Genomic DNA, 21,752 nt, shown 5'->3' with positions numbered 1-21,752 from the left:
CCCCGGGCGCTCCGTACCCGTCCGGCGGATCCCCGCGGTCCGGCGGCCGCCGTCCCGGACGGCCGGTCAGGAGAGCGCGTCGGCGAGCTGCGCCAGGCCCTCGGCCCGGTCCCGCAGGTGCAGCCGGACCGCCGGACGGCCCAGCGACCGCAGCACCCGCAGGTCGCCGAACGCCTGCGCGAGCTGCAGCTCGCCGAGGCTGTACGGCCGTCCGGGCACCGGCAGGTCCGTCCTGACCGTGCCCGTGACCTGCAGGAACGCGCCGTTCTGCGGTCCGCCCTTGTGGTACTGCCCGGTCGTGCGCAGGTGCCTCGGCCCCCAGCCGAACGTCACCGGGACCGGACGCCGCCGCGCCTTCGCCGCCCGCGCGGCCAGCAGCGGCCGCAGCCCGGCCGCCTCCGCGTCGGCGCGGCCGTCCAGGTACGCCAGCACGGCGAGGTAGCCGCCGTCCGGCGCCGCCTCCACGACGGCCTCCAGCGCCCCCGCGAGCGTCGCCGCGCCCTTCAGCGCGTCCTCCGGGCCGTGCACCTCCACCGCGCCCTCGACCAGGACGGGCGGGCGCCGCACCACCGTGGGCGCCGTGCCCTCCTCCGACCGCAGCAGCGCCGCGATGCTCTCCGCCGACTCGCGCACGTCCGGCTCGCCGAACGGGTCGACGCCGAGCACCCGCGCCGCGACCGCCACCGCGCACTCCCACAGCAGGAACTGCGCGCCGAGCGGCCCCGCGACGCTCACCCCCGCCTCGCGGCCGGGGCCGGGCTCGTCCGGGCGGCGGCCCAGGATCACGCGCCGCATGTCGGCCGTCAGCTCGAAGCCGGGCGCCTCGACGTCCTCGACCACGACCGGCAGCAGCCCCCGGCCGTCCTTGCCGAGCGCCCCCGCCACCAGCTGCTCCGCCCACGCCCCGAAGCCGGTCAGCCCCGAGCCGTGGTCGGCGATCACGAGCTTGTCGCGCCCGGCCAGCGCGGACGAGCCCAGCGCGGCGCCGAGCGTCAGCGCCGGGTTGTCGTAGGGCTGCCGCAGCGTGCCCGCCAGCGCGGCGGCGTCCTCCAGCAGCGCCGCGACGTCGACGCCCGCGAGCGCGGGCGCGGTCAACGCGCGCGCGTCGAGGGCGCCGTACCGCCCGTCCACGTCCGGCGCGGCCTCGACCAGGTGATGCCCGGTCTCCCGCGCGGCGCGTGCGGCGGCCGACCCGGGCGGCGCCACGACGACGAAGCGGCGCGCGAGGTCGGCGCCGGACAGGCCCGCGTCGCGGAACGCCCCCGCGAAGACGCGCCACAGCGCGTCCGTCTCGAGCCCGTGCCCGCCGCCCTCGCCGCCGTCGTCGTCCGCGCCGTCGTCCACAACGACGATGATCGTGCGGTGCGGGTCGCCCGCGAGCGCCCCCGTCACCTCGTGCGGGTCGGTGGAGTCGACGACGGTCAGGTCCGCCCCCGCGGCCGCGCAGATCGCCTCGGCGGCCACGGCGGGCCCGCCCGACGCGATCAGCACGACCCGGTCCAGACCGGCCTCGCGGGCGAACCCCGCCGGCCCGGACAGCCGGGCCGGCAGAGAACGCGCGGTCTCCGGCAGCCCGAGCCAGCCGAGCCGGCGGGCCGCCGTCGGGGCCGCGTCCGGGCCCCACAGATGCGGGTTGCGGGACGCGAGGGCCCCGGGCACCCCGTCGGAGACGAGACGGTCCAGGACCGTCTCGCCCTCGTCGACGACGGCGCCGCGGGTGGTGACCGAGATCCCCCCGGCGGTCACCACCGACGTCACGCGCCGGCCCTCTTGCTCTCCAGCTCACCGCTGATGGAGCCGAGCAGCTCCTTCCAGGACGCCTCGAACTTCTCGACGCCCTCCTCCTCCAGCACCCGCACGACGTCGTCGTAGTCCACGCCGGCGTCCTTCAGCGCCGCCATGTGCGCACGGGCGTCGTCGTAGGTGCCGCGGACGGTGTCGCCGCGCACCTGGCCGTGGTCGGCCTCGGCCACCAGCGTGGCCTCCGGCATCGTGTTCACGGTGCCGGGCGCCACCAGCTCGTCCACGTACAGCGTGTCGTTGAGGTTCGGGTCCTTCACCCCGGTCGACGCCCACAGCGGACGCTGGGGACGGGCCCCCGCGTTCTTCAGCGACGTCCAGCGCTCGGTGCCGAACTTCTCCTCGTACAGCGCGTACGCGAGCCGCGCGTTGGCCAGGCCCGCCTTCGAGCGCAGCGCCTTCGCCGCGTCCGAGCCGATCTTGTCGAGCCGCTTGTCGATCTCGGTGTCGACCCGGCTGACGAAGAACGACGCCACCGACGCGATCTTCGTCAGGTCGCGGCCGTTCTCCCGCGCTTGCTCCAGGCCCGCGAAGAACGCGTCGATCACCTTCCCATAGCGCTCCAGCGAGAAGATCAGCGTCACGTTCACGCTGATGCCCTCGGCGAGCGCCGCGGTGATCGCCGGCAGCCCCTCCTCGGTCGCCGGGATCTTGATGAACAGGTTCGGCCGGTCCACCGTCCACCACAGCGCCCGCGCCTCGGCGATCGTCCGCGCCGTGTCGCGCGCCAGCCGCGGGTCGACCTCGAGCGACACGCGGCCGTCGAGCCCGTCCGTCCGGTCGTACACGGGGCGCAGCACGTCGCAGCCCCACCGGATGTCGTAGGTGGTGATCGCGTGGGCCGCCTCGTCGACGGTCACCCCGCGCAGCGCCAGGTCGCGGACCTGCGCGTCGTAGGCCGTGCCCTTGCTCAGCGCCTTGGCGAAGATCGTCGGGTTGGAGGTGACGCCGACGACGTGGCTCTCCTTGACCAGGTCCTCGAGGTCGCCGGTGCGCAGCCGCTCCCGGCTGATGTCGTCCAGCCAGATCGACACGCCCTCGTCGGACAGCCGCTTCAGAATCTCACTCATCGCTTCGCTTTCTCCCTCGTCATCGAGTTCCGCGAGGCCGGAGGGTCAGTTGCCGGTGGTCTCGCCGCGCCCGGCGTGCTTGACGTTCGCCTTGATCAGGCTCGCCTCCGCCGCGGCGACGACCCGGTCGGCGGTGATGCCGAACTGCCGGAACAGCGTCTTGTAGTCCGCCGAGGCACCGAAGTGCTCCAGGCCCACCGACTCGCCGGCGTCGCCGATGTAGGTGCGCCAGCCCATCGCGATCCCGGCCTCCACCGACACCCGGGCCTTCACGCCGGGCGGCAGCACCTCCTGCTTGTAGGCGTCGGTCTGCGCCTCGAACCACTCCACGCACGGCATCGACACGACCCGGGTCGGGGTGCCCTTGGCCTGCAGCGCCTCGCGCGCCTCCAGCGCCAGCGGCACCTCGCTGCCGGTCGCGATGATGATCACGTCGGGACGCCCGTCGGTCGCGTCCGCCAGGACGTACCCGCCCTTGGCCGCGCACTCCGCCGCGGCGAGTTCGCCGCCGCGGTCCAGCGTGGGGAGCTTCTGCCGGGTCAGCGCCAGCCCCGCCGGACGGTCGTTGTGCTCCAGAATCGTGCGCCACGCGACGGCCGTCTCGGCCGCGTCCGCCGGGCGGACGACGTCCAGGCCCGGGATCGCCCGCAGCGCCCACAGGTGCTCGACCGGCTGGTGCGTCGGGCCGTCCTCGCCGAGGCCGATCGAGTCGTGCGTCCACACGAACGTCACCGGCAGCTTCATCAGCGCGGCGAGCCGCACCGCCGGGCGCATGTAGTCGCTGAACACCAGGAACGTCCCGCCGTAGGGACGGGTGCCGCCGTGCAGCGCGATGCCGTTGCAGATCGCGCCCATCGCGTGCTCCCGCACGCCGAAGTGCAGCGTCCGCCCGTACGGGCCGCCCGGGAACTCCTTGGTCTGGAACTCCTCGGGGATGAAGGACGGCTCGCCCTTCATCGTCGTGTTGTTGCTCTCGGCCAGGTCGGCCGAACCGCCCCACAGCTCCGGCAGCACCGGCGCCAGCGCGGCCAGCACCTCGCCGGACGCGGCGCGGGTCGCGATCTCCTTGCCCGCCGGGAACGTCGGCAGCGCCTTCTCCCAGCCGGGCGGCAGAGCGCGCGCGGAGATCCGGTCGAACTCGGCGGCCCGCTCGGCGTTCGCCGCGCGCCACGCCTGGTAGCGCTCGTTCCACCGGGCGTGCGCCTCGCGGCCCCGGCCGGACACGGCGCGGGCGTGCGCCAGGACGTCCTCGGGCACCTGGAAGCTCTCCGCGGGGTCGAGCCCGAGGAGCTTCTTGGTCGCCGCGACCTCCTCGGCGCCGAGCGCCGAGCCGTGCGCCTTGCCGGTGTTCTTCTTGTTCGGCGCCGGCCAGCCGATGATCGTGCGCAGCGCGATGAACGACGGGCGGGACGTCTCGGCCTGCGCGGCGGCGAACGCCGCGGCGAGCTTCTCGACGTTCTCCTCGTAGTCGCCGTTCTCCGTCCAGTCGACGGTGTGGACGTCCCAGCCGTACGCCTCGTAGCGGGCCCGCACGTCCTCCGACAGCGCGATGGCGGTGTCGTCCTCGATCGAGATGTGGTTGTCGTCCCACAGCAGCACCAGGTTGCCCAGCCGCTGGTGGGCCGCCAGCGCGGACGCCTCGTGGCTGATGCCCTCCTCGATGTCGCCGTCCGAGCAGAACGCCCAGATGGTGTGGTCGAAGGGGGACTCGCCCTGCGGCGCGTCCGGGTCGAACAGCCCGCGCTCGCGGCGCGCCGCCATCGCCATCCCGACCGCGTTCGCGATGCCCTGGCCGAGCGGCCCGGTCGTCGTCTCGACGCCCGCGGTGTGCCCGTGCTCCGGGTGCCCCGGCGTCAGGCTGCCCCACTTGCGCAACGCCTTCAGCTCGTCCAGCGTCAGCGGGTAGCCCGAAAGGTAGAGCTGGATGTAAAGGGTCAGGCTGGAGTGCCCGCAGGACAGGACGAACCGGTCCCGGCCCGCCCACTCGGGGTCGGTCGGGTCGTGCTTGAGGAACCGCTGGAAGAGCAGGTAGGCGGCCGGGGCCAGGCTCATGGCGGTGCCGGGGTGGCCCGAGCCCGCCTCCTCGACCGCGTCCATGGCCAGGGCGCGGACCACGTCCACCGCCCGCCGGTCCAGGTCAGACCATTCAAACGTGCTGTTGTCCCTAGTCACGGAACGCCAGGCTCCTCTCGAAACCGCTCTGTGTACATGATCGCGCCGTGCGGCGAGTCGACGTGCGGCGAAACGCCGCGCCCCCTTCGTGCGGAACGGTGCGCTGTGGGCAGGACGCCCGGCCGAAGATCACGCCGTGCCCGATTCGAGCCTATCGCGCGGGCGTGCGGCCCACGCGTGACCGCGCGCACGTCCGATCCCCGCCGGACGTTCGCGCGCACGCTCCGCCGGGGGCCGGGCCGCTCCCTGCACCCTTGCCCGATCGCCCTTCCGCTAACCCCCCCGACGGGGTGATAGGACGGGGGATTCGGGCGGGGGAACGGCCCGAGCCGCGGGGCCCGGCACGGCCGCCGCGGCACCGTCGACGCGCCGGTCACGGTGTGTCAGGCGACCCGGTGCACGACCCCCGGAGGGGTCGGACTACAGTGATTGCGCGGTTGACAACGAGCGGCCGCCGTATTCGCCAAGCCGAAAGTCGCACCCAGCCGAGGTCGGCCCGAACACGGGGGCACCGCCGAGTTGGTACGCGATTTCACATGCCTAGTTGAACGTGGACCCGATTGTGACGGTGCTCAGTAACAAGCGTGGGGTGGAGCTCGACGAGCACATGCCGCTCGCTCCCCCCGAGCCGACGATGGCCGAGCCGGCCGCGCGCCGGCCGATCGGCGAGAGCGTGCGCGCCTACGTCGCGCTCACCAAGCCGCGCGTGATCGAGCTGCTCTTGATCACCACGATCCCGGTGATGTTCCTGGCGGCCGGGGGCGTGCCGCCGCTGGGCACGGTGCTGCTCACGCTGGCGTTCGGCACGATGTCCGCCGGGGCCGCCAACGCGATCAACTGCTACATCGACCGGGACATCGACGCCAAGATGCGCCGCACCCGGCGCCGCCCGCTGGCCCGCGCCCAGGTCACCCCCGCCCGCGCCCTGGTGTTCGGGATCACCCTCGCCGTGCTGTCCACGGTCGGGTTCGCGGTCGCCGTCAACCCGCGCGCCGCCGCCGGTTCGCTGTTCGCGATCCTGTTCTACGTCTTCGTGTACTCGCTGCTGCTCAAGCGGCGCACCTCGCAGAACGTCGTGTGGGGCGGCATCGCCGGCTGCATGCCCGTCCTCATCGGCTGGACGGCCGTCACCGACGAGATCTCCTGGACGCCGTTCGTCCTGTTCGGCGTCGTCTTCCTCTGGACGCCGCCGCACACCTGGACGCTCGCGATGCGCTACCGCGAGGACTACGCGGTCGCCAACGTCCCGATGCTGCCGGTCGTCAAGGGCGAGCGGCGCGTCATCGTGGAGAGCCTGGTCTACACCTACGCCACCGTCGCGTGCTCGCTGCTGCTGTGGCCCGTCGGCGGGATGACCCCCGTCTACGGGGCGGTCGCCGCGGTGCTCGGCCTGGTGTTCCTCGCCGAGGGGCACCGCCTGCTGAAGGCGGTCCGCGCCGGGGTGACGGGCGTCCACCTGCGGCCCATGCGGTTCTTCCACCTGTCGAACGTCTACCTGGCGCTGCTGTTCACCGCCGTGTCGATCGACCCGCTCCTGCACTGACGGCCTCCCGCGCCCGGACAGCACGATCACGCAGCGTGACCGTCCCGTCTTAGCGTCGTGACCGGGCGCCGGTTACGCTCACGTCATGGCGCGCGTGGACCCGAAGGCGGTGCTCGAGGGGCGGATCCCCGGGCGCCCACCGGTCGGCCTGATCGCCGGGCTGACGGTCTCGGGGCTGTGCGCCGTCGTCGCCCTCGGCGTCGACGTCCTGTCCGGCGAGGGCGGCTTCTGGGTGGGCCTCCTGCTGGCCGTGCTGCCCATCCCGCCGCTCATCGCGCTCGCGCTCGCCCTGGACCGGCTGGAGCCCGAGCCGCCCCGCGCGCTCGTGTTCGCGTTCATGTGGGGCGCGGGCGTAGCCGTCCTGGGCGCCTTGGTCCTGAACACGGCGGGACTGCTCTACGTCACCGTCCCGATCTTCGGCGAGGCGGACGGCCATTTCGTCAGCGCCACGTTCGGCGCGCCCGTGATCGAGGAGACGCTCAAGGGCGCCGTCCTGTTCGGCATGCTGTGGCTGCGCCGCAACGAGATCGACGGGTTCGCCGACGGGCTGATCTACGCCGCGATGGTCGGCCTCGGCTTCGCGATGATGGAGAACGTCACCTACTACATGCGGGCGTTCGAGGACGGCGGCGCCCGGCAGCTCCAGGCCGTCTTCATCCTCCGCGGGCTCGTCGCGCCGCTGAGCCACCCGCTGTTCACCTCCATGACCGGCCTCGGCGTCGCCTACGCCGCCACGCACCGCCGCGGCCAGCTCCTCGCCCCCCTCGCCGGGCTGCTGGGCGCCATGATCCTGCACGGCCTGTGGAACGGGGCCGCCTCGACGGGCCTCGCCGGGCTCGGCGTCGTGTACCTGCTGGACTTCTGCATCCTCGTCGGGCTGATCGTCATCGTCGCCGTCGAGCGCCGCAGCACCGTCCGCCGCATCGAGACGTACCTGCCGCTGTACGCCGCGACCGGGCTCGTCACCGCCGCGGACGTCCGGATGCTGCGCTCGATCCCGGCCCGCCGCGCCGCCCGCCGCTGGGCCCGCGCCGTCGGCGGCCCGCCCGCGGGCCGCGCCATGGTCGACTACCAGCTCGCCGCCACCGAGCTGGCCCTGCTGCACAAGCGCGCCGACCGCGGCGTCGCCGACCCGCACTGGTTCACCGCGCGGCGCGACGCCCTGCTCAACCTCATGGCACTGGCCCGGCACGCGTTCCTGCGCACCCCGCAGGTGCCCCGGGCCCCCGGCGGACCGCCGTGGGCCCCGCGCGGGCCGTCCGGCTTCCTCCCGCCCGACCTGCGGAAACGGTGACCCGGCGGCGCTCCCGGGGGGTTGGGTCACGGGTGCGCGGGGGCGGCCATAGCATGGTCGGCGTGACAAAGCGAGAGTCGACCCCCAACCCGCTGATCCGCGCGCGGGACGCCGTGTGGCGTCCGACGGCGGGTGCGTTCCGGCTGCTCGCACTGCTCGGCGTCATCGGCAACGTGCTCATCGTCGCCAGCGGCGGCGCCGTCCGCGTCACCGAGTCCGGGCTCGGCTGCCCCGAATGGCCAAAGTGCACTGGCGACAGCCTCGTCCCCACCCCGCATCCCGAGCACGAGACCGTCAACATGGCGATCGAGTTCGGCAACCGGATGATCACCTTCGTGGTGCTGGCCGTCGGGATGCTCGTGTTCATCGCCGCGCTCCGCCTCGTCCCGCGCCGCAAGGACCTGGTCTGGTGGGCGCTCGCGCAGCCGATGAGCGTCGTCGCGCAGGCCGTCATCGGCGGCATCGTCGTCCTGACCGAACTGCACCCCGCGGCCGTCGGCCTGCACTTCCTCGTCTCCCCGGCCCTGCTGATCTTCTGCGTGGCGCTGTGGATCCGCGCGGGCGAGGGCGACGCGCCGCCCCGCCCCCTCGTCGCCCCCTGGATCCGCGCCCTCGGCGGCGCGCTGCTGGCCGCCAGTGCGGTCGTCCTCGTCGCCGGCACGGTGGTCACCGGCACCGGCCCGCACGCCGGCGACGCCTCGTCGCGCCGCTACGGCTTCGAGATCACCGACGTCACCCGGATCCACAGCCTCACCGCCTGGGCCGTCTGCGTGCTGACCGTGGTCATCGCCGTGGCCCTTCACCGGACGAACGCGCCCGCCGCGGCCCGCCGCCGCGTCCACGAACTCCTCGTGCTCATCGTCGCGCAGGGCGCGCTCGGCTACGTCCAGTACTTCCTCGGCGTCCCCGCCGTCCTGGTCGTCCTGCACATGTTCGGCGCGGTCCTGATGTGGGTCGCCGCGTTCCGCCTGTTCTTCGCCTTCCGCGACCGCGGCCCCCGCGCCGCCGCCGACCTGGCGCCCGGCCCCACCGAACCCGCTCTCCACACCCCCCAGCCCGCCTGACGCGCCGGCGGCCCCGCACCGGACGTGCTCGTCCGCGCAGGCCACCGCCGTGCGGGCGGGCAGCGGGACGACGCGGCCCCGCACGGGGCGGCGGGATCGACGGCGGCCGGTGGACGGTCAGGTCTTCTTGAGGAACTCGCGGAGGCGGGCGAGGGGCCAGGTGTTGATGACGTCGTCGGGCGTGAGCCAGCCGCGCTGGGCGGTGCCGACGCCGTAGCGGATGTTGCGGTGGTGGCCGACGGAGTGGGCGTCGGTGTCGACGGAGAACTTCACGCCGAGGCGCTTGGCGCGGCGGATCAGGTCGGCGGGGAGGTCGAGCCGGTCGGGGAACGAGTCGATCTCCAGGGCGGTGCCGGTGCGGGCGGCCGCGCGGAACACCTCGTCCCAGTCGGCGTCCACGGGCGGGCGGCGGCCGATGCTGCGGGCGGTCGGGTGCCCGATGACGTGCACGTGCGGGTTCTCGCAGGCCCGGACGAGACGGCGCGTCATCGCCTCCTGGTCCTGCGTGAAGTGGGAGTGGATCGACGCGACGCAGATGTCGAAGCCCGCGAGGAAGTCGGCGTCCCAGTCGACGCCGCCGTCGGGGTCGATGTTCAGCTCGGTGCCGTGCAGCAGCGTCAGGTCCGGCCAGGACGCCTGGAGCCGGCGGACCTGCTCGCGCTGGGCGAGCATCTTCTCGTCGGTCATCCGCTGCATGAACAGGTTCGGCGCGTGGTCGGTGATCGCGTAGTACTCCAGGCCGCGGGCCGCCGCGGCGGCGACCATGTCCTCGAGCGGGGCGATGCCGTCGGTGAGGTCGGTGTGGCTGTGCAGGTCGCCGCGCAGGTCGTCGACGGTGACGAGACGGGGGAGCCCGCCCGCGAGGGCCGCCTCGATCTCGCCGGTGTCCTCCCGCAGCGTCGGGTGCACCCAGGGCAGCCCGAGGCGCTCGTACACCTCGTCCTCGGTCTCGGAGACGATCAGCTCGCCGGACTCGGCGTCGAACAGGCCGTACTCTGACAGCTTCAGCCCCGCCTTCACGGCGATCTCGCGGGTGCGGATGTTGTGCGCCTGCGAGCCGGTGAAGTACTGCAGGGCCGCGCCCCACGACTCGGGCGGGACGACCCGCAGATCGACCTGCAGGCCCTTCGCCGTGCGGATCGAGGTCTTCTTGTCGCCGCTCGCGATCACCTCGTGGACGATCGGCAGCGCGGCGAACGCCTCCATGATCGGGTGCGGGTCGGTGGACGCCACGAGGACGTCCACGTCGCCGATCGTCTCGCGCATCCGGCGCAGCGAACCGGCGTGCTCGCAGCGCTCCACCTGCGGCAGCCCGGAGAGGGCCGCGACGACCTCGTCGGCGATGCCCGCGGCGGCGTCCACGAGCACGCGCTCCCCGGAGCCGCGCATCAGCTCGATGCCGCGCAGGATGTTCTCCTCGGTCTTGGCGCCGAACCCCTTGAGGCCGCGCAGCCGGCCCGCGCCGATGGCGGTCTCGAGCTCCTCCACCGACGACACGCCGAGCTCCTCGTAGAGGGCGAGGGCCTTCTTGGGGCCGAGGGTGGGGATCGCGGTGAGCGCTCGGACGCCCGCGGGGATCTGCGTCCGCAGCTCCTCCACCTGCCGGATCGTCCCGGTGGCGGTGTAGTCGAGGACCTTCTTGGCGATCGCGTCGCCGACCGTGGGGATCTTGCGCAGCCCGGCCAGGTCGAGGCCGGAGATGTCGTCGGGATGACCGGCGATCGCCCGCGCCGCCTTCTCGTACGCCCTGATCTTGAACGCGTCGCCGCCCGTGATGGACAGCAGGTCCGCCAGTTCCTGGATGAGGGCCGCAGCCTCGTCGTTCGCCCGTGCCATACGGTCGATGTTACGAGGCGGGTCCGACGTTTCCGGCGGTCAGCGCAGCGGCGCCACGGGGCCGTCCGGGTTCTCCATGCGGCCCGTCACGACCTCGTCGACGATCTCCGCCACCTCGTCCTCGCCGAGCGCCCGGTAGCCGTCGTCGGTGACGACCGCGATCGTCGGGTAGATCCGGCGGGCCGTGTCGGGGCCGCCGGTCGCGGCGTCGTCGTCGGCGGCGTCGTAGAGGGCCTGCACGCAGACGGTCGCGGCGTCCCGCTCGGACAGGTCCGGGCGGTACAGCTTCTTCAGCGCCCCCAGCGCGTACGGGGACCCGGAGCCGTCGGCGTGGTAGTCGCGGGCCTCCTGCGGCGCGCCGGTGATGTCGTAGGTGTAGATCCGTCCGGTGCCGGTGCGCTCCTCGTACCCGGCGAACAACGGGACGACGGCGAGGCCCTGCAGCGCCTGCGCGAGGTTCGCCTGGATCACGGCGCCGAGGCGCCGGGCCTTGCCCGGCAGCGACAGCGGCGCGCTCTCCATCTTCTCGTAGTGCTCCAGCTCGACCTGGAACAGCCGGACCATCTCCAGCGCCAGCCCGACGGTGCCCGCGAACGCGACGACCGAGTACTCGTCGGCGCGCTGGACCTTGTCGAGCTCGCGGTAGGCGATGCGGTTGCCCTGGGTGGCGCGGCGGTCCCCGGCCATCATGACGCCGCCCGGGAAGGTCAGCGCCAGGACGGTCGTGCCGTGCGGCAGGTCGGGCACGGTCCCGGCGCCGGGCACCCGGTTGACGGGCAGCAGGTCGGGGGAGTGGAGGCGCAGGAAGTCCACGAACGACGCCGATCCCGCCTCGAAGTACTCCGGCGGCATCCCCTGGTCCTCGTTCCGGCCGATCACGCGGACTCCAATCCGGTCGATTGCAGGTGGTCCCGTCCCGATCCTTCCACGCCCGGGCGCGCGGTCGCCACCGGCGCGCCCGTCCGGGCCCGGACGGGCCGTCAGGCCTCGGGCGCCTCGGGCGGGTCCTTCTGGCTCCGCGTGGCTCCCACGCTGGCCACGACCACGCAGACGATCGCGAGCCACTGTCGCCCGCTGAGGATCTCGCCGAGCAGGGCGACGCCGACGAGCGCGGCGGCGGCCGGTTCCAGGCTCATCAGGACGCCGAAGACCCGCGCGGGCATCCGCCGCAGCGCCTCCAGCTCGAGCGAATACGGGATCACCGACGACAGCAGCCCGACGCCGAGGCCGATCAGCAGCAGCCGCGGGTCGAGCATCTCCGCGCCGCCCTCGGCGACGCCCATCGGCAGGACGGCCGCGGTGCCGACGATGCTCGCGACGGCCAGCCCGGACGAGCCGGCGAACCGCCGCCCGGTCGCGGCCGTCAGCAGGATGTAGGCCGCCCAGCACACCCCGGCGACCAGGGCGAACGCGATGCCGACCGGGTCGAGGTCGCCGCCGCCCCGGGCGAGCATCACCACGCCCAGGCCCGCCAGCAGCGCCCACAGGGCGTCCCGGGGCCGCCGGGACGCGAGCAGCGCCACGCTCAGCGGCCCGAGGAACTCGATCGTCACCGCGACGCCCAGCGGGATGCGGGCGAACGACTGGTAGATCGAGAAGTTCATCCCGGCGAGCGCGAGCCCGAACCCGGCGGCGATCGCGAGGTCCCGCCGGGTGTGGTCCCGCAGGAGGGTCCGCAGCGCCTTGCGGGCCAGGAACGCCAGGACGATCGCCGAGGTCAGCAGCCGCAGCGTCACGACGGCGCTCGGTGGCAGCCGGTCGAACAGGTTCTTGGCGAGACCGGCCCCGACCTGCACGGAGATGATGCCGAGCAGGATCAGCGCGGGCGGGGGGACGGATCCGAGCGACAGCGGCCTCGTCCGGCCGGGCGCCCGGGTCGCGCAGCCGTGGGAGCCGGGCGCCTCAGCCAGTGCCATGCGTCACTTCCGCAATCACTCCCACTTGAAGAACCGGGCGGCGAGGGCGAGTCCGGCGACGGCCCACACCGCGAGGACGAGCAGCGGGCCGCCGGGGAACGCGGCGCCGTCCCGCAGGACGTCCCGCAGCCCCTCGGCCAGCGCGGAGATCGGCAGCAGCTCCAGCGCGCTCCGGACCGCCTCGGGGAACTTGTCCAGCGGGAATACCACGCCGCCGACGGCCAGCAGCAGGACGTAGACGAGGTTCGCCGCCGCGAGGGTCGCCTCGGCGCGCAGCGTCCCGGCCATGAGCAGGCCGAACCCGCTGAACGCGGCGGTGCCGAGCAGCAGCAGCGCGAGCACCGAGAACGGGTCGCCGTGCGGTTCCCAGCCGAGCCCGAGCGCGACGGCGCAGATCAGCGCGGCCTGGATCACCTCGACGGCGAGGACGGAGAGGGTCTTGGCGGCGATCAGCCCGGCGCGCGGCAGCGGCGTCGCGCCGAGCCGCTTCAGCACCCCGTAGCGGCGTTCGAAGCCGGTGCCGATCGCCTGGCCGGTGAACGCCGTCGACATCACCGCGAGCGCCAGGACGCCCGGGGTGAGGAAGTCGACGCGGCTGCCGGGGCCGAGGTCCAGCAGCGAGGTGGCGGCGAACAGCACCAGCAGCACCACCGGAATGATCATGGTGAGCAGCAGCTGCTCGCCGTTGCGCAGCATCGCGCGCAGCTCGTACGCCGTCTGCGCCAGGATCATCCGCGGCAGCGGCACCGCGCCCGGCGCGGGCGTGAAGTCCAGCGCGGCGGACGACTCCGCCCGCGCCTCCCCGACCGTCATGCGCGCAGCTCCCGTCCGGTCAGCTCCAGGAAGACGTCCTCCAGCGTGCGGCGCTCGATCCGCAGGTCCTCGGTCAGCACGCCGTGCGACGCGCACCACGCGGTGACGGTCGCCAGCAGCTCGGGCCGCACGTCCGCCTCGATCAGGTAGTGCCCGGCGGGCGACTCCTTGGCCGCGCACCCGGCGGGCAGAGCCGACAGCAGCTCCTCCAGGCCGAGCCCCGGACGGGCGCGGAACCGCAGCTGCCGCTCGGCGCCGGTGAGGGTCGCGGGGGCGCCCTCGGCGACGACCCGGCCGTGGTCGACGATCACGACGTGGTCGGCGAGGGTCTCGGCCTCGTCCATGTTGTGCGTGGTGAGCACGATCGACACCCCGGCGGCGCGCAGCTCCCCGATCAGGTCCCAGGTCGCGCGCCGGGCCTGCGGGTCGAGGCCGGTGGTGGGCTCGTCCAGGAAGACCAGCTCGGGACGGCCGACGACCGCGACGGCCAGCGACAGCCGCTGCTGCTGCCCGCCCGACATCCGCCGGAACGGGGTGCGGGCGTGCTCGGTGAGGCCGAGCCGCGCCAGCAGGGCGGCCGGGTCGAGCGGCGCGGCGTGGAAGGACGCGACGAGCTCGAGGAACTCGGCGGCGCGCGCCGTGCCCGGCACGCCTCCCGACTGCGGCATCACCCCGACCCGCGGCTTCAGCGCGCGGGCGTCGGCGGCCGGGTCCAGGCCGAGGACGCGGACCGTTCCCGCGTCGGCCCGGCGGAACCCCTCGCAAATCTCGATCGTGGTGGTCTTCCCGGCGCCGTTGGGGCCGAGCAGCGCGGTGACCTCGCCCCGGGCGGCGCGCAGCGACAGCCCGTCCACGGCCGTCGCCGCTCCGTAGCGCTTCACGAGCGACTCCAGCTCGACGGCGCCGTCTCCCGGGGGTGTCATGCCCACGAGTTTAGGACGAGGCGCGGACCGCTCGGCGCCCGCCTCCGGATGCCCGCCTCCACGCGCCCGCCGCGGGGGCGGCCGGACAGGCGGGCAGGTCGGGGGCGGGACGGAGGCCGGCCGCCGGACGGGACGCCGGACCGGACGGCCGCGCCCGGCGGGGTTTCGGCGGCGGCGCCGGGGGAATCGCGCGACCGGGGGGTGTTGATCATGCGGGTGGTCGTCGCGCTGGGCGGCAACGCGCTCGTCGGCCGCGGCGAGTCGCCCGACGACGGGCCGCAGCGCGCCAACGTGAACCGCGCGGTGCGGGCGCTGGCCCCGCTCGCCCGGCGGCACGAGCTGATCGTCACGCACGGGAACGGGCCGCAGGTGGGCGTGCTGTCGCTGGAGAGCGTCAACGACCCGAACCTGACCCGCCCGTACCCGCTCGACACCGTCGGCGCGGAGACGCAGGGGATGATCGGCTACTGGATCCTGCAGGCGCTGCAGAACGCGCTGCCCGGCCGCCAGGTGATGGCGATGATCACGCAGACGCTCGTGTCGGCGGTCGACCCGGCGTTCGAGGACCCGACCAAGTTCGTCGGGCAGGTGTACGAGCGGGACGAGGCGGAGAAGCTCGCCGCCGACTACGGGTGGACGATCCGGCAGGACGGGGAGCACTGGCGGCGCGTCGTCCCGTCGCCGCACCCGCAGCGCGTCATCGAGACCCGGCTGATCCGCGAGCTGGTGCGGCTCGGGACGGTCGTGGTGTGCGCGGGCGGCGGCGGCGTCCCGGTGTTCCGCAACGACGTGGGACGGCTGGAGGGCCTCGAGGCGGTGATCGACAAGGACCTGACCGCGTCGGTGCTGGCCGAGAGCCTGGACGCGGACGCGCTGCTGATCCTCACGGACGTCCCGCGGGTGATGCGGCGGTACGGCACCCCCGAGCAGGAGGAGATCACCCACACCACCCCGCACGAACTGCGCGGCGAGGAGTTCCCCGCCGGGTCGATGGGGCCGAAGGTGGAGGCGGCCTGCCGGTTCGTGGAGCGGACGGGCGACATGGCGGCGATCGGGCTGCTCGACGAGTGCGCGGAGATCCTCGACGGCGTCGCCGGGACGATCGTCACGCCGAACGCCACGTGGCCGCTGGAGAGCACGCTTTGACCGCGCCCTCCCCGCCGTCCGGCCCCTCCGGCCCGTCCGCTCCCTCCGCGTCCGGCGCCGGCGGGTTCGCGCGGAGCCTGCTGCGCACGAAGCCGGTCGACCGGATCGTCGCCGAGGGCGGGCGCGGCGCGGGCGGGGAGCTGCGGCGGACGATGGGGCTGCTGCAGCTCACCCTGTTCAGCGTGGGCGCGACCCTCGGCACCGGCATCTTCGTCGTGCTCGGGTCGGCGGTGCCGCTCGCGGGCCCCGCGGTCGTCGCGTCGTTCGTCCTCGCGGCGGTCACCGCGCTGTTCTCGGCGCTGTCGTACGCCGAGCTGGCCGGGACGATCCCGGTCTCCGGCTCGTCCTACTCGTACGCGTACGCGACGCTGGGCGAGCTGGTCGCGTGGGTGTGCGGCTGGTGCCTGCTGCTGGAGTACGGGGTGTCGGTGTCGGCGGTCGCGGTCGGCTGGGGCGCCTACCTGAGCGCCTTCTTCGACACCACGCTCGGGTTCACGATCCCCGCGGAACTGGCCGACCCGCCGGGCGGCGGCGGCATCGTGAACGTCCCCGCGGTCGTCGTCGTGGCGCTGGCGGCGTTCCTGCTGCTGCGCGGCGCGTCCGAGACCGCCGCCGCCAACACGGTCATGGTGTTCCTCAAGATCGGCGTGCTGCTGTTCTTCTGCGCCGTGGCCTTCACCGCGTTCCGGTCCGGGAACCTCGACGGGTTCGCGCCGATGGGCTGGGCGGGGATCAGCGCGGCCGGGTCGAAGGTGTTCTTCTCCTACATCGGCTTCGACGCCGCCTCCACCGCCGGCGAGGAGGCGAAGAACCCGCGCCGCGACCTGCCGCTGGCGATCGTCCTGTCCCTCGCGATCGTCACCGCCGTGTACGTCCTGGTCGGGCTCGCCGCGGTCGGCGCGATGAACTGGACGCGGTTCGGCGAGGACGACTCGGAGGCGTCCCTGGCGAACGTGCTCGACGCGGCCACCGGCGCCGCGTGGCCGTCGGCCGTCCTGTCGATCGGGGCCGTGATCGCGATCGCGAGCGTCGTCCTGACGGTCATGTACGGGCAGACTCGCATCCTGTTCGCGATGTCGCGGGACGGGCTCATGCCGCCCGTCTTCCAGCGGGTGAGCCCCAGGCGGTCGGTGCCGGTCGCCAACACGGTCATCGTCGCGGCGTTCATCGGGCTGCTCGCCGGGTTCGTCCCGCTGGGCCGCCTCGTGGACGCCACCAGCATCGGGACGCTGTTCGCGTTCGCGCTCGTCAACGTCGGCGTGATCGTCCTGCGGCGGACCCGGCCCGACCTGCCGCGGTCCTTCCGGGCCCCGCTGTACCCGCTCACGCCGCTGCTCGGCGTGGCCCTCTGCCTGTACCTGATGGTGGGGCTCGGCGGGGTCACGTGGGTCGTGTTCCTGCTGTGGGGGCTCGCCGGGCTCGCCGCGTACTTCGCCTACGGCCGCCGCCACTCGCGGCTCGGGAGGGGGGCGGGGGCATGACGGCGCGGGTGCTGGTCGGGTGCTCCCCGGACGAGCGCGGCGACGACGCGCTCGTCCTCGCCGCGCTCGTCGCGCGCGCCACGGGCGCGGGGGTGACGGCGGCGAACGTCCACCCGCCGCCGTGGCCCGCCCGCGGGCCCGGGTCGGTGGACGCCGAATGGCTCGCCTACCTGCGGAGCCGCGCGGACGAGGTCGTCCGGGCGGCGGCGGTGCGGCTCGCGGAGCTGGGGGTCCCGGAGGCCGGCGTCGAGGCCCGGGTGCACGCGCACCGGGGCAGCGGCCGCGGGCTCATCGAGGTCGCCGAGGACGTCGAGGCCGGGGTGGTCGTGATCGGTTCCGCGCCGCGCGGGCGGCGCGGGCGGATCGCCGTCGGCAGCACCGCCGACCAGCTCCTCCACGGCTCGCCGGTGCCGGTCCTCATGGCGCCGCGCGGCTACGGGGCGGAGGCGCCCCCGCGGCTGGAGCGGCTCACGGCCGCGTACTGGCGGCTCCGGGAGGCCGAGGGCCCGCCGGCCGTCGCCGCCGGGTGGGCCGCGGCGCTGGACGTCCCGATGCGGCTGCTCACGCTGGTGCTCCGGCCGCCCGGGGTCGCCGCGCGGTTCCGGGACTCCGGCGAGATCCTGGAGCGGCAGCGGGAACGGGCCGAGGAGGACCTCGCCCGCGCCGCCGGGTCGGTGGACGGCGTCCCGGTGACGACCGAGGCGGTCACCGGGGTGAGCGTGGGCAAGGCCCTCGCGGCGGTCGATATGCTGCCGGGCGAGGTTCTGACCTGCCAGTCCGGGCATCACGGCCCGTTGCGCGGGGTCTTCCTGGGGGAGAGCTCCGGCAAGATCGTGCGCTCGGCGTCCTGTCCGGTGCTGATGCTCCCGCGCGTCGCGCCCCGGTGATGAACCGCACGTGAACCGGGGCGGACGACCTGTTTAGGTAAGGCTTACCTGCGTGAGCCACGACATCGACAAAGCGGTGTTTCGCGGGAAGGAATTACGGCACACTGATGTTGTGAAAAACGTGAGCGAGGATCGGGCGAGCGCGGAGGCCGTGGTGACACGGCCGTCCGGCGTGCCGTCTCCGGCCGGGACCGAGCGCGACACCCGCGCCCGGGTGGCCCGGCTGATCCTCGAGCACGGCCCCGTCACCGCGTCCGCGCTCGGCGAGCGGGTCGGCCTCACGCCGGCCGCCATCCGCCGGCACCTGGACGCGCTGCTGGCCGAGGGCATGATCGAGGTCCGCCGGGCCCGGCCGCAGACGCGGCGCGGCCGCGGGCGCCCCGCCAAGTGGTTCGCCATCACCGACGCGGGACGCAGCGCGTTCGTGCACGCCTACGACGACCTGGCGACCAGCGCGCTGCGCTTCATCGCCGAGACGGCCGGCGCCCACGCGGTCGCCGAGTTCGCCCGGCGCCAGATCGCCGACCTCGAGCGGCGCTACCGGCCCGTCGTGCAGGCGGCCCCGCCCCACCAGCGGGTCCGCACGCTCGCCGAGGCGCTGTCCGGGGACGGCTACGCGGCGGCCGCCGCGAAGGCCCCGCAGCCGGGCGGCGGCGAGCAGCTGTGCCAGCACCACTGTCCGGTCGCGCACGTGGCGGCGGAGTTCCCGCAGCTGTGCGAGGCCGAGACGGAGGCGTTCAGCCGGCTGCTGGGCACCCCCGTCCAGCGGCTCGCCACGATCGCCCACGGCGACGGCATCTGCACCACCCACGTCAGCCCCCGCTCCCTGTGCGGGGACGGGACGGACGCCGCCGGGGAACCGTCGGACGGGCCGGGGGACGCGGGTGAGACCCCCGCAAGCACACTGACCAGTGACGAGGAGTCCGGGAGGACGCCCCTATGACTACGGCAGCCCACCCTGAGCTGGAAGGGCTCGACAGGTACAAGTTCGGCTGGGCCGACTCCGACGAGGCCGGAGCCTCGGCCCGCCGCGGCCTGAACGAGGACGTCGTCCGCGACATCTCGGGTAAGAAGAACGAGCCGGACTGGATGCTCGACCTGCGCCTCAAGGGGCTGCGGCTGTTCGACAAGAAGCCGATGCCGACCTGGGGCTCGGACCTGTCGGACATCGACTTCGACAACATCAAGTACTTCGTCCGGTCGACCGAGCAGCAGGCCGCCTCCTGGGAGGAGCTCCCGGAGGACATCAAGAACACCTACGACAAGCTCGGCATCCCGGAGGCGGAGAAGCAGCGCCTCATCGCCGGCGTCGCCGCCCAGTACGAGTCGGAGGTCGTCTACCACAAGATCCGCGAGGACCTTGAGGAGAAGGGCGTCATCTTCGTCGACACCGACACCGGCCTGCGCGAGCACCCGGAGATCTTCCAGGAGTACTTCGGCTCCGTGATCCCGGTCGGCGACAACAAGTTCGCCGCGCTCAACACCGCCGTGTGGTCGGGCGGCTCGTTCATCTACGTCCCGCCGGGCGTCCACGTCGAGATCCCGCTCCAGGCCTATTTCCGGATCAACACCGAGAACATGGGCCAGTTCGAGCGGACGCTGATCATCGCCGACGAGGGCTCCTACGTCCACTACGTCGAGGGCTGCACCGCCCCGATCTACAAGTCGGACTCCCTGCACTCGGCCGTCGTCGAGATCGTCGTGAAGAAGGACGCGCGCGTCCGCTACACGACCATCCAGAACTGGTCGAACAACGTCTACAACCTGGTGACCAAGCGCGCCGTCGCCTACGAGGGCGCCACCATGGAGTGGGTCGACGGCAACATCGGCTCCAAGGTCACCATGAAGTACCCGGCGGTCTACCTGCTCGGCGAGCACGCCAAGGGCGAGACCCTGTCGATCGCGTTCGCGGGCGAGGACCAGCACCAGGACGCCGGCGCCAAGATGGTGCACGCCGCGCCCAACACCTCCAGCAACATCATCTCCAAGTCGGTGGCGCGCGGCGGCGGCCGCACCTCCTACCGGGGCCTGGTGCAGATCCAGGAGGGCGCCGAGCACAGCAAGTCCACCGTCAAGTGCGACGCGCTGCTGGTCGACCAGATCAGCCGCTCCGACACCTACCCCTACGTGGACGTTCGCGAGGACGACGTGGAGATGGGCCACGAGGCCACCGTCTCCAAGGTGTCGGAAGACCAGTTGTTCTACCTGATGAGCCGCGGTCTCACCGAGGACGAGGCCATGGCGATGATCGTGCGCGGGTTCGTCGAGCCCATCGCGCGCGAGCTGCCGATGGAGTACGCCCTCGAGCTGAACCGGCTCATCGAGCTGCAGATGGAAGGAGCCGTCGGCTGATGGGGCTGGACGTGAAGCCTCTCTCGACGCTGCACGACAAGGCGTCGTACGACCTGGGCGACTTCGAGGTCCCCACGGGCCGCGAGGAGGAATGGCGGTTCACCCCGCTGCGCCGCCTCCACGGCCTGCACAACGGGACCGCGCAGGACGGCGGCAAGGTCATCGTCGACGTCGAGGCCGCGCCGGAGGCGACGGTCGAGACGGTCGGCCGCGACGACGCCCGCCTCGGCAAGGCGTACGTCCCGGCCGACCGGGTCTCCGCCCAGGCGTGGAACTCGTTCGCGCACGCCACGGTCGTCACCGTGCCGAAGGAGGCGGTGGCGTCCGCGCCGACCGTCCTGCGGCTGCGCGGCGAGGACGCCTCGGCCGCCGCCTACGGGCACACCACCGTGATCCTGGAGCCGTTCGCCGAGGCCACCGTGGTGCTCGCGCACCGCGGCTCGGCGACCTACGCCGACAACGTCGAGTTCGTCGTCGGCGACGGCGCCCGCCTCTCGGTGATCAGCCTGCAGGACTGGAACGACGACAGCGTGCACGTCTCGCACCAGCACGCCCGGCTCGGCCGCGACGCCCGGTTCGTCTCCCACAACATCTCGCTGGGCGGCGACCTGGTGCGGATCTCCCCGTCCGTCGCGTACGAGGCGCCCGGCGGCGACGCCGAACTGTACGGCGTGTACTTCGTCGACGGCGGCCAGCACCTCGAGCACCGGCTCCTGGTCGACCACACCGTCCCGCACTGCCGCAGCCGCGTCGACTACCGCGGCGCCCTGCAGGACGCCGACGCGCACGCCGTCTGGATCGGCGACGTCATCATCCGCGCCGAGGCCGAGGGCACCGACACCTACGAGCTGAACCGCAACCTCGTCCTCACCGACGGGACGCGCGTCGACTCGGTGCCGAACCTGGAGATCCTCACCGGCGAGGTCGCCGGCGCGGGGCACGCCTCCGCGTCCGGACGCCTCGACGACGAGCACCTGTTCTACCTGCAGGCCCGCGGCATCACCTTCGACGAGGCCCGGCGCATGGTCGTCCGGGGCTTCCTCGGCCAGCTCGTCGACCGCATCGAGGTCGACGAGGTGCGCGACAAGGTCCGGCAGGCCATCGAGGCGGAGCTCGACGTGAGGGGCGGTGACCGGTGACGTACGTGAAGGTGTGCGCGCTCGCCGACGTCCCGGCGGACGGGGCGCTCGGCGTGGAGGTCGACGACACGCCCGTCGCGATCGCGCGCAGCGGCGACGAGGTGTTCGCCGTCAACGACATCTGCTCGCACGCCGAGGTCTCCCTCTCCGAGGGCGAGATCTACAACGGCACCATCGAGTGCTGGCTGCACGGGTCCTGCTTCGACCTGCGCACGGGCAAGCCCACCAACCCGCCGGCGACGCAGCCGGTCGCCACCTACAAGGTCAAGGTCGAGGACGGCGACGTCTACGTCTCGCTCGGCTCCGACGACTAAGG

18 protein-coding genes are annotated in these 21,752 nt (G+C 73.6%); 10 read left to right on the top strand and 8 right to left on the bottom strand.

All coding sequences use genetic code 11. From position 1 onward, the window contains the following. Window positions 1-66: 66 nt before the first annotated feature. Genes AB0L25_RS30355 through tkt form a run of 3 tightly spaced genes read right to left on the bottom strand, consistent with a single transcriptional unit; the run spans window position 67 to window position 5,042 of the window. Window positions 67-1,758, bottom strand: a complete 1,692-nt coding sequence (locus AB0L25_RS30355; RefSeq protein WP_500176151.1) for a glucose-6-phosphate isomerase — start codon at window positions 1,756-1,758, stop codon at window positions 67-69. Next, window positions 1,755-2,870 (bottom strand): transaldolase, encoded by a 1,116-nt coding sequence (gene tal / locus AB0L25_RS30350; RefSeq protein WP_500176149.1) that lies wholly within the window; start codon window positions 2,868-2,870, stop codon window positions 1,755-1,757. The genes AB0L25_RS30355 and tal overlap by 4 nt, the downstream gene beginning before the upstream one ends. 45 nt (window positions 2,871-2,915) lie before the next feature. Continuing rightward, on the bottom strand, window positions 2,916-5,042 hold the full coding sequence (gene tkt / locus AB0L25_RS30345; protein WP_500176148.1) for a transketolase: 2,127 nt from the start codon (window positions 5,040-5,042) through the stop codon (window positions 2,916-2,918). Window positions 5,043-5,649: 607 nt separating this feature from the next. On the opposite strand from tkt, the gene AB0L25_RS30340 reads away from it, so the two are divergent. The 3 genes from AB0L25_RS30340 to AB0L25_RS30330 all read left to right on the top strand — a co-directional run bounded on the left by AB0L25_RS30340 (window position 5,650) and on the right by AB0L25_RS30330 (window position 8,943). Further along, complete coding sequence (locus tag AB0L25_RS30340; RefSeq protein ID WP_500176204.1) at window positions 5,650-6,585, top strand: heme o synthase; 936 nt, start codon at window positions 5,650-5,652, stop codon at window positions 6,583-6,585. 85 nt (window positions 6,586-6,670) lie between these two features. Beyond that, window positions 6,671-7,879, top strand: coding sequence for a PrsW family intramembrane metalloprotease (locus AB0L25_RS30335; RefSeq protein ID WP_500176147.1), 1,209 nt, complete (start codon window positions 6,671-6,673; stop codon window positions 7,877-7,879). A gap of 62 nt (window positions 7,880-7,941) precedes the next feature. Next, window positions 7,942-8,943 (top strand): COX15/CtaA family protein, encoded by a 1,002-nt coding sequence (locus AB0L25_RS30330; RefSeq protein WP_500176146.1) that lies wholly within the window; start codon window positions 7,942-7,944, stop codon window positions 8,941-8,943. A gap of 117 nt (window positions 8,944-9,060) precedes the next feature. Here the strand turns inward: AB0L25_RS30330 and polX are convergent, their stop codons facing one another. From polX to AB0L25_RS30305, 5 genes are all read right to left on the bottom strand, one after another. Further along, a complete protein-coding gene (gene polX / locus AB0L25_RS30325) occupies window positions 9,061-10,779 on the bottom strand; it encodes a DNA polymerase/3'-5' exonuclease PolX (RefSeq protein WP_500176145.1) in 1,719 nt (572 codons plus the stop codon). A gap of 39 nt (window positions 10,780-10,818) precedes the next feature. Then, on the bottom strand, window positions 10,819-11,631 hold the full coding sequence (gene prcB, locus AB0L25_RS30320; RefSeq protein WP_500176203.1) for a proteasome subunit beta: 813 nt from the start codon (window positions 11,629-11,631) through the stop codon (window positions 10,819-10,821). Window positions 11,632-11,759: 128 nt separating this feature from the next. After that, window positions 11,760-12,695: an EamA family transporter gene (locus AB0L25_RS30315; RefSeq protein ID WP_500176144.1), complete on the bottom strand. Its 936-nt coding sequence runs from the start codon at window positions 12,693-12,695 to the stop codon at window positions 11,760-11,762. 15 nt (window positions 12,696-12,710) lie between these two features. After that, entirely contained in the window at window positions 12,711-13,508 is a 798-nt protein-coding gene (locus AB0L25_RS30310; RefSeq protein WP_500176143.1) for an ABC transporter permease, read from the bottom strand. Further along, window positions 13,505-14,431, bottom strand: a complete 927-nt coding sequence (locus AB0L25_RS30305; RefSeq protein WP_500176142.1) for an ABC transporter ATP-binding protein — start codon at window positions 14,429-14,431, stop codon at window positions 13,505-13,507. Before AB0L25_RS30305 ends, AB0L25_RS30310 begins: the two co-directional genes overlap by 4 nt. Before the next feature lie 210 nt (window positions 14,432-14,641). Between AB0L25_RS30305 and arcC the strand changes: the two genes are divergently transcribed. From arcC to AB0L25_RS30270, 7 genes are all read left to right on the top strand, one after another. Continuing rightward, window positions 14,642-15,577 carry a carbamate kinase gene (gene arcC / locus AB0L25_RS30300; protein ID WP_500176141.1) on the top strand — a complete coding sequence of 312 codons (936 nt, stop codon included), beginning with the start codon at window positions 14,642-14,644 and terminating at the stop codon, window positions 15,575-15,577. Further along, the gene (locus AB0L25_RS30295; protein ID WP_500176140.1) at window positions 15,574-17,058 is read left to right on the top strand and encodes an amino acid permease; all 1,485 of its coding nucleotides are present in this window, start codon (window positions 15,574-15,576) and stop codon (window positions 17,056-17,058) included. Before arcC ends, AB0L25_RS30295 begins: the two co-directional genes overlap by 4 nt. Further along, the gene (locus AB0L25_RS30290; protein WP_500176139.1) at window positions 17,055-17,945 is read left to right on the top strand and encodes a universal stress protein; all 891 of its coding nucleotides are present in this window, start codon (window positions 17,055-17,057) and stop codon (window positions 17,943-17,945) included. Before AB0L25_RS30295 ends, AB0L25_RS30290 begins: the two co-directional genes overlap by 4 nt. Window positions 17,946-18,066: 121 nt before the next feature. Then, complete coding sequence (locus AB0L25_RS30285; protein WP_500176138.1) at window positions 18,067-18,888, top strand: helix-turn-helix transcriptional regulator; 822 nt, start codon at window positions 18,067-18,069, stop codon at window positions 18,886-18,888. After that, window positions 18,885-20,297 carry a Fe-S cluster assembly protein SufB gene (gene sufB, locus AB0L25_RS30280; RefSeq protein ID WP_500176137.1) on the top strand — a complete coding sequence of 471 codons (1,413 nt, stop codon included), beginning with the start codon at window positions 18,885-18,887 and terminating at the stop codon, window positions 20,295-20,297. The genes AB0L25_RS30285 and sufB overlap by 4 nt, the downstream gene beginning before the upstream one ends. After that, window positions 20,297-21,436 carry a Fe-S cluster assembly protein SufD gene (gene sufD, locus AB0L25_RS30275; RefSeq protein ID WP_500176136.1) on the top strand — a complete coding sequence of 380 codons (1,140 nt, stop codon included), beginning with the start codon at window positions 20,297-20,299 and terminating at the stop codon, window positions 21,434-21,436. The genes sufB and sufD overlap by 1 nt, the downstream gene beginning before the upstream one ends. Further along, window positions 21,433-21,750 carry a non-heme iron oxygenase ferredoxin subunit gene (locus AB0L25_RS30270; RefSeq protein ID WP_026406035.1) on the top strand — a complete coding sequence of 106 codons (318 nt, stop codon included), beginning with the start codon at window positions 21,433-21,435 and terminating at the stop codon, window positions 21,748-21,750. The genes sufD and AB0L25_RS30270 overlap by 4 nt, the downstream gene beginning before the upstream one ends. Window positions 21,751-21,752 lie beyond the last annotated feature (2 nt).

This window comes from Spirillospora sp. NPDC052242, from assembly GCF_040679555.1.
Taxonomy (GTDB): domain Bacteria; phylum Actinomycetota; class Actinomycetes; order Streptosporangiales; family Streptosporangiaceae; genus Spirillospora.
This window is presented reverse-complemented; position numbering and strand designations above follow the sequence as displayed.

Bases quoted from the DNA above. Each gene is read 5' to 3' on its own strand.
- AB0L25_RS30290 (WP_500176139.1), top strand. From the start codon at position 17,055: ATGACGGCGCGGGTGCTGGTCGGGTGCTCCCCGGACGAGCGCGGCGAC.
- polX (WP_500176145.1), bottom strand. From the start codon at position 10,779: ATGGCACGGGCGAACGACGAGGCTGCGGCCCTCATCCAGGAACTGGCG.
- AB0L25_RS30335 (WP_500176147.1), top strand. From the start codon at position 6,671: ATGGCGCGCGTGGACCCGAAGGCGGTGCTCGAGGGGCGGATCCCCGGG.
- sufB (WP_500176137.1), top strand. From the start codon at position 18,885: ATGACTACGGCAGCCCACCCTGAGCTGGAAGGGCTCGACAGGTACAAG.
- AB0L25_RS30305 (WP_500176142.1), bottom strand. From the start codon at position 14,431: ATGACACCCCCGGGAGACGGCGCCGTCGAGCTGGAGTCGCTCGTGAAG.
- AB0L25_RS30310 (WP_500176143.1), bottom strand. From the start codon at position 13,508: ATGACGGTCGGGGAGGCGCGGGCGGAGTCGTCCGCCGCGCTGGACTTC.
- prcB (WP_500176203.1), bottom strand. From the start codon at position 11,631: ATGCCGCCGGAGTACTTCGAGGCGGGATCGGCGTCGTTCGTGGACTTC.
- AB0L25_RS30340 (WP_500176204.1), top strand. From the start codon at position 5,650: ATGCCGCTCGCTCCCCCCGAGCCGACGATGGCCGAGCCGGCCGCGCGC.
- tal (WP_500176149.1), bottom strand. From the start codon at position 2,870: ATGAGTGAGATTCTGAAGCGGCTGTCCGACGAGGGCGTGTCGATCTGG.
- arcC (WP_500176141.1), top strand. From the start codon at position 14,642: ATGCGGGTGGTCGTCGCGCTGGGCGGCAACGCGCTCGTCGGCCGCGGC.
- AB0L25_RS30315 (WP_500176144.1), bottom strand. From the start codon at position 12,695: ATGGCACTGGCTGAGGCGCCCGGCTCCCACGGCTGCGCGACCCGGGCG.
- sufD (WP_500176136.1), top strand. From the start codon at position 20,297: ATGGGGCTGGACGTGAAGCCTCTCTCGACGCTGCACGACAAGGCGTCG.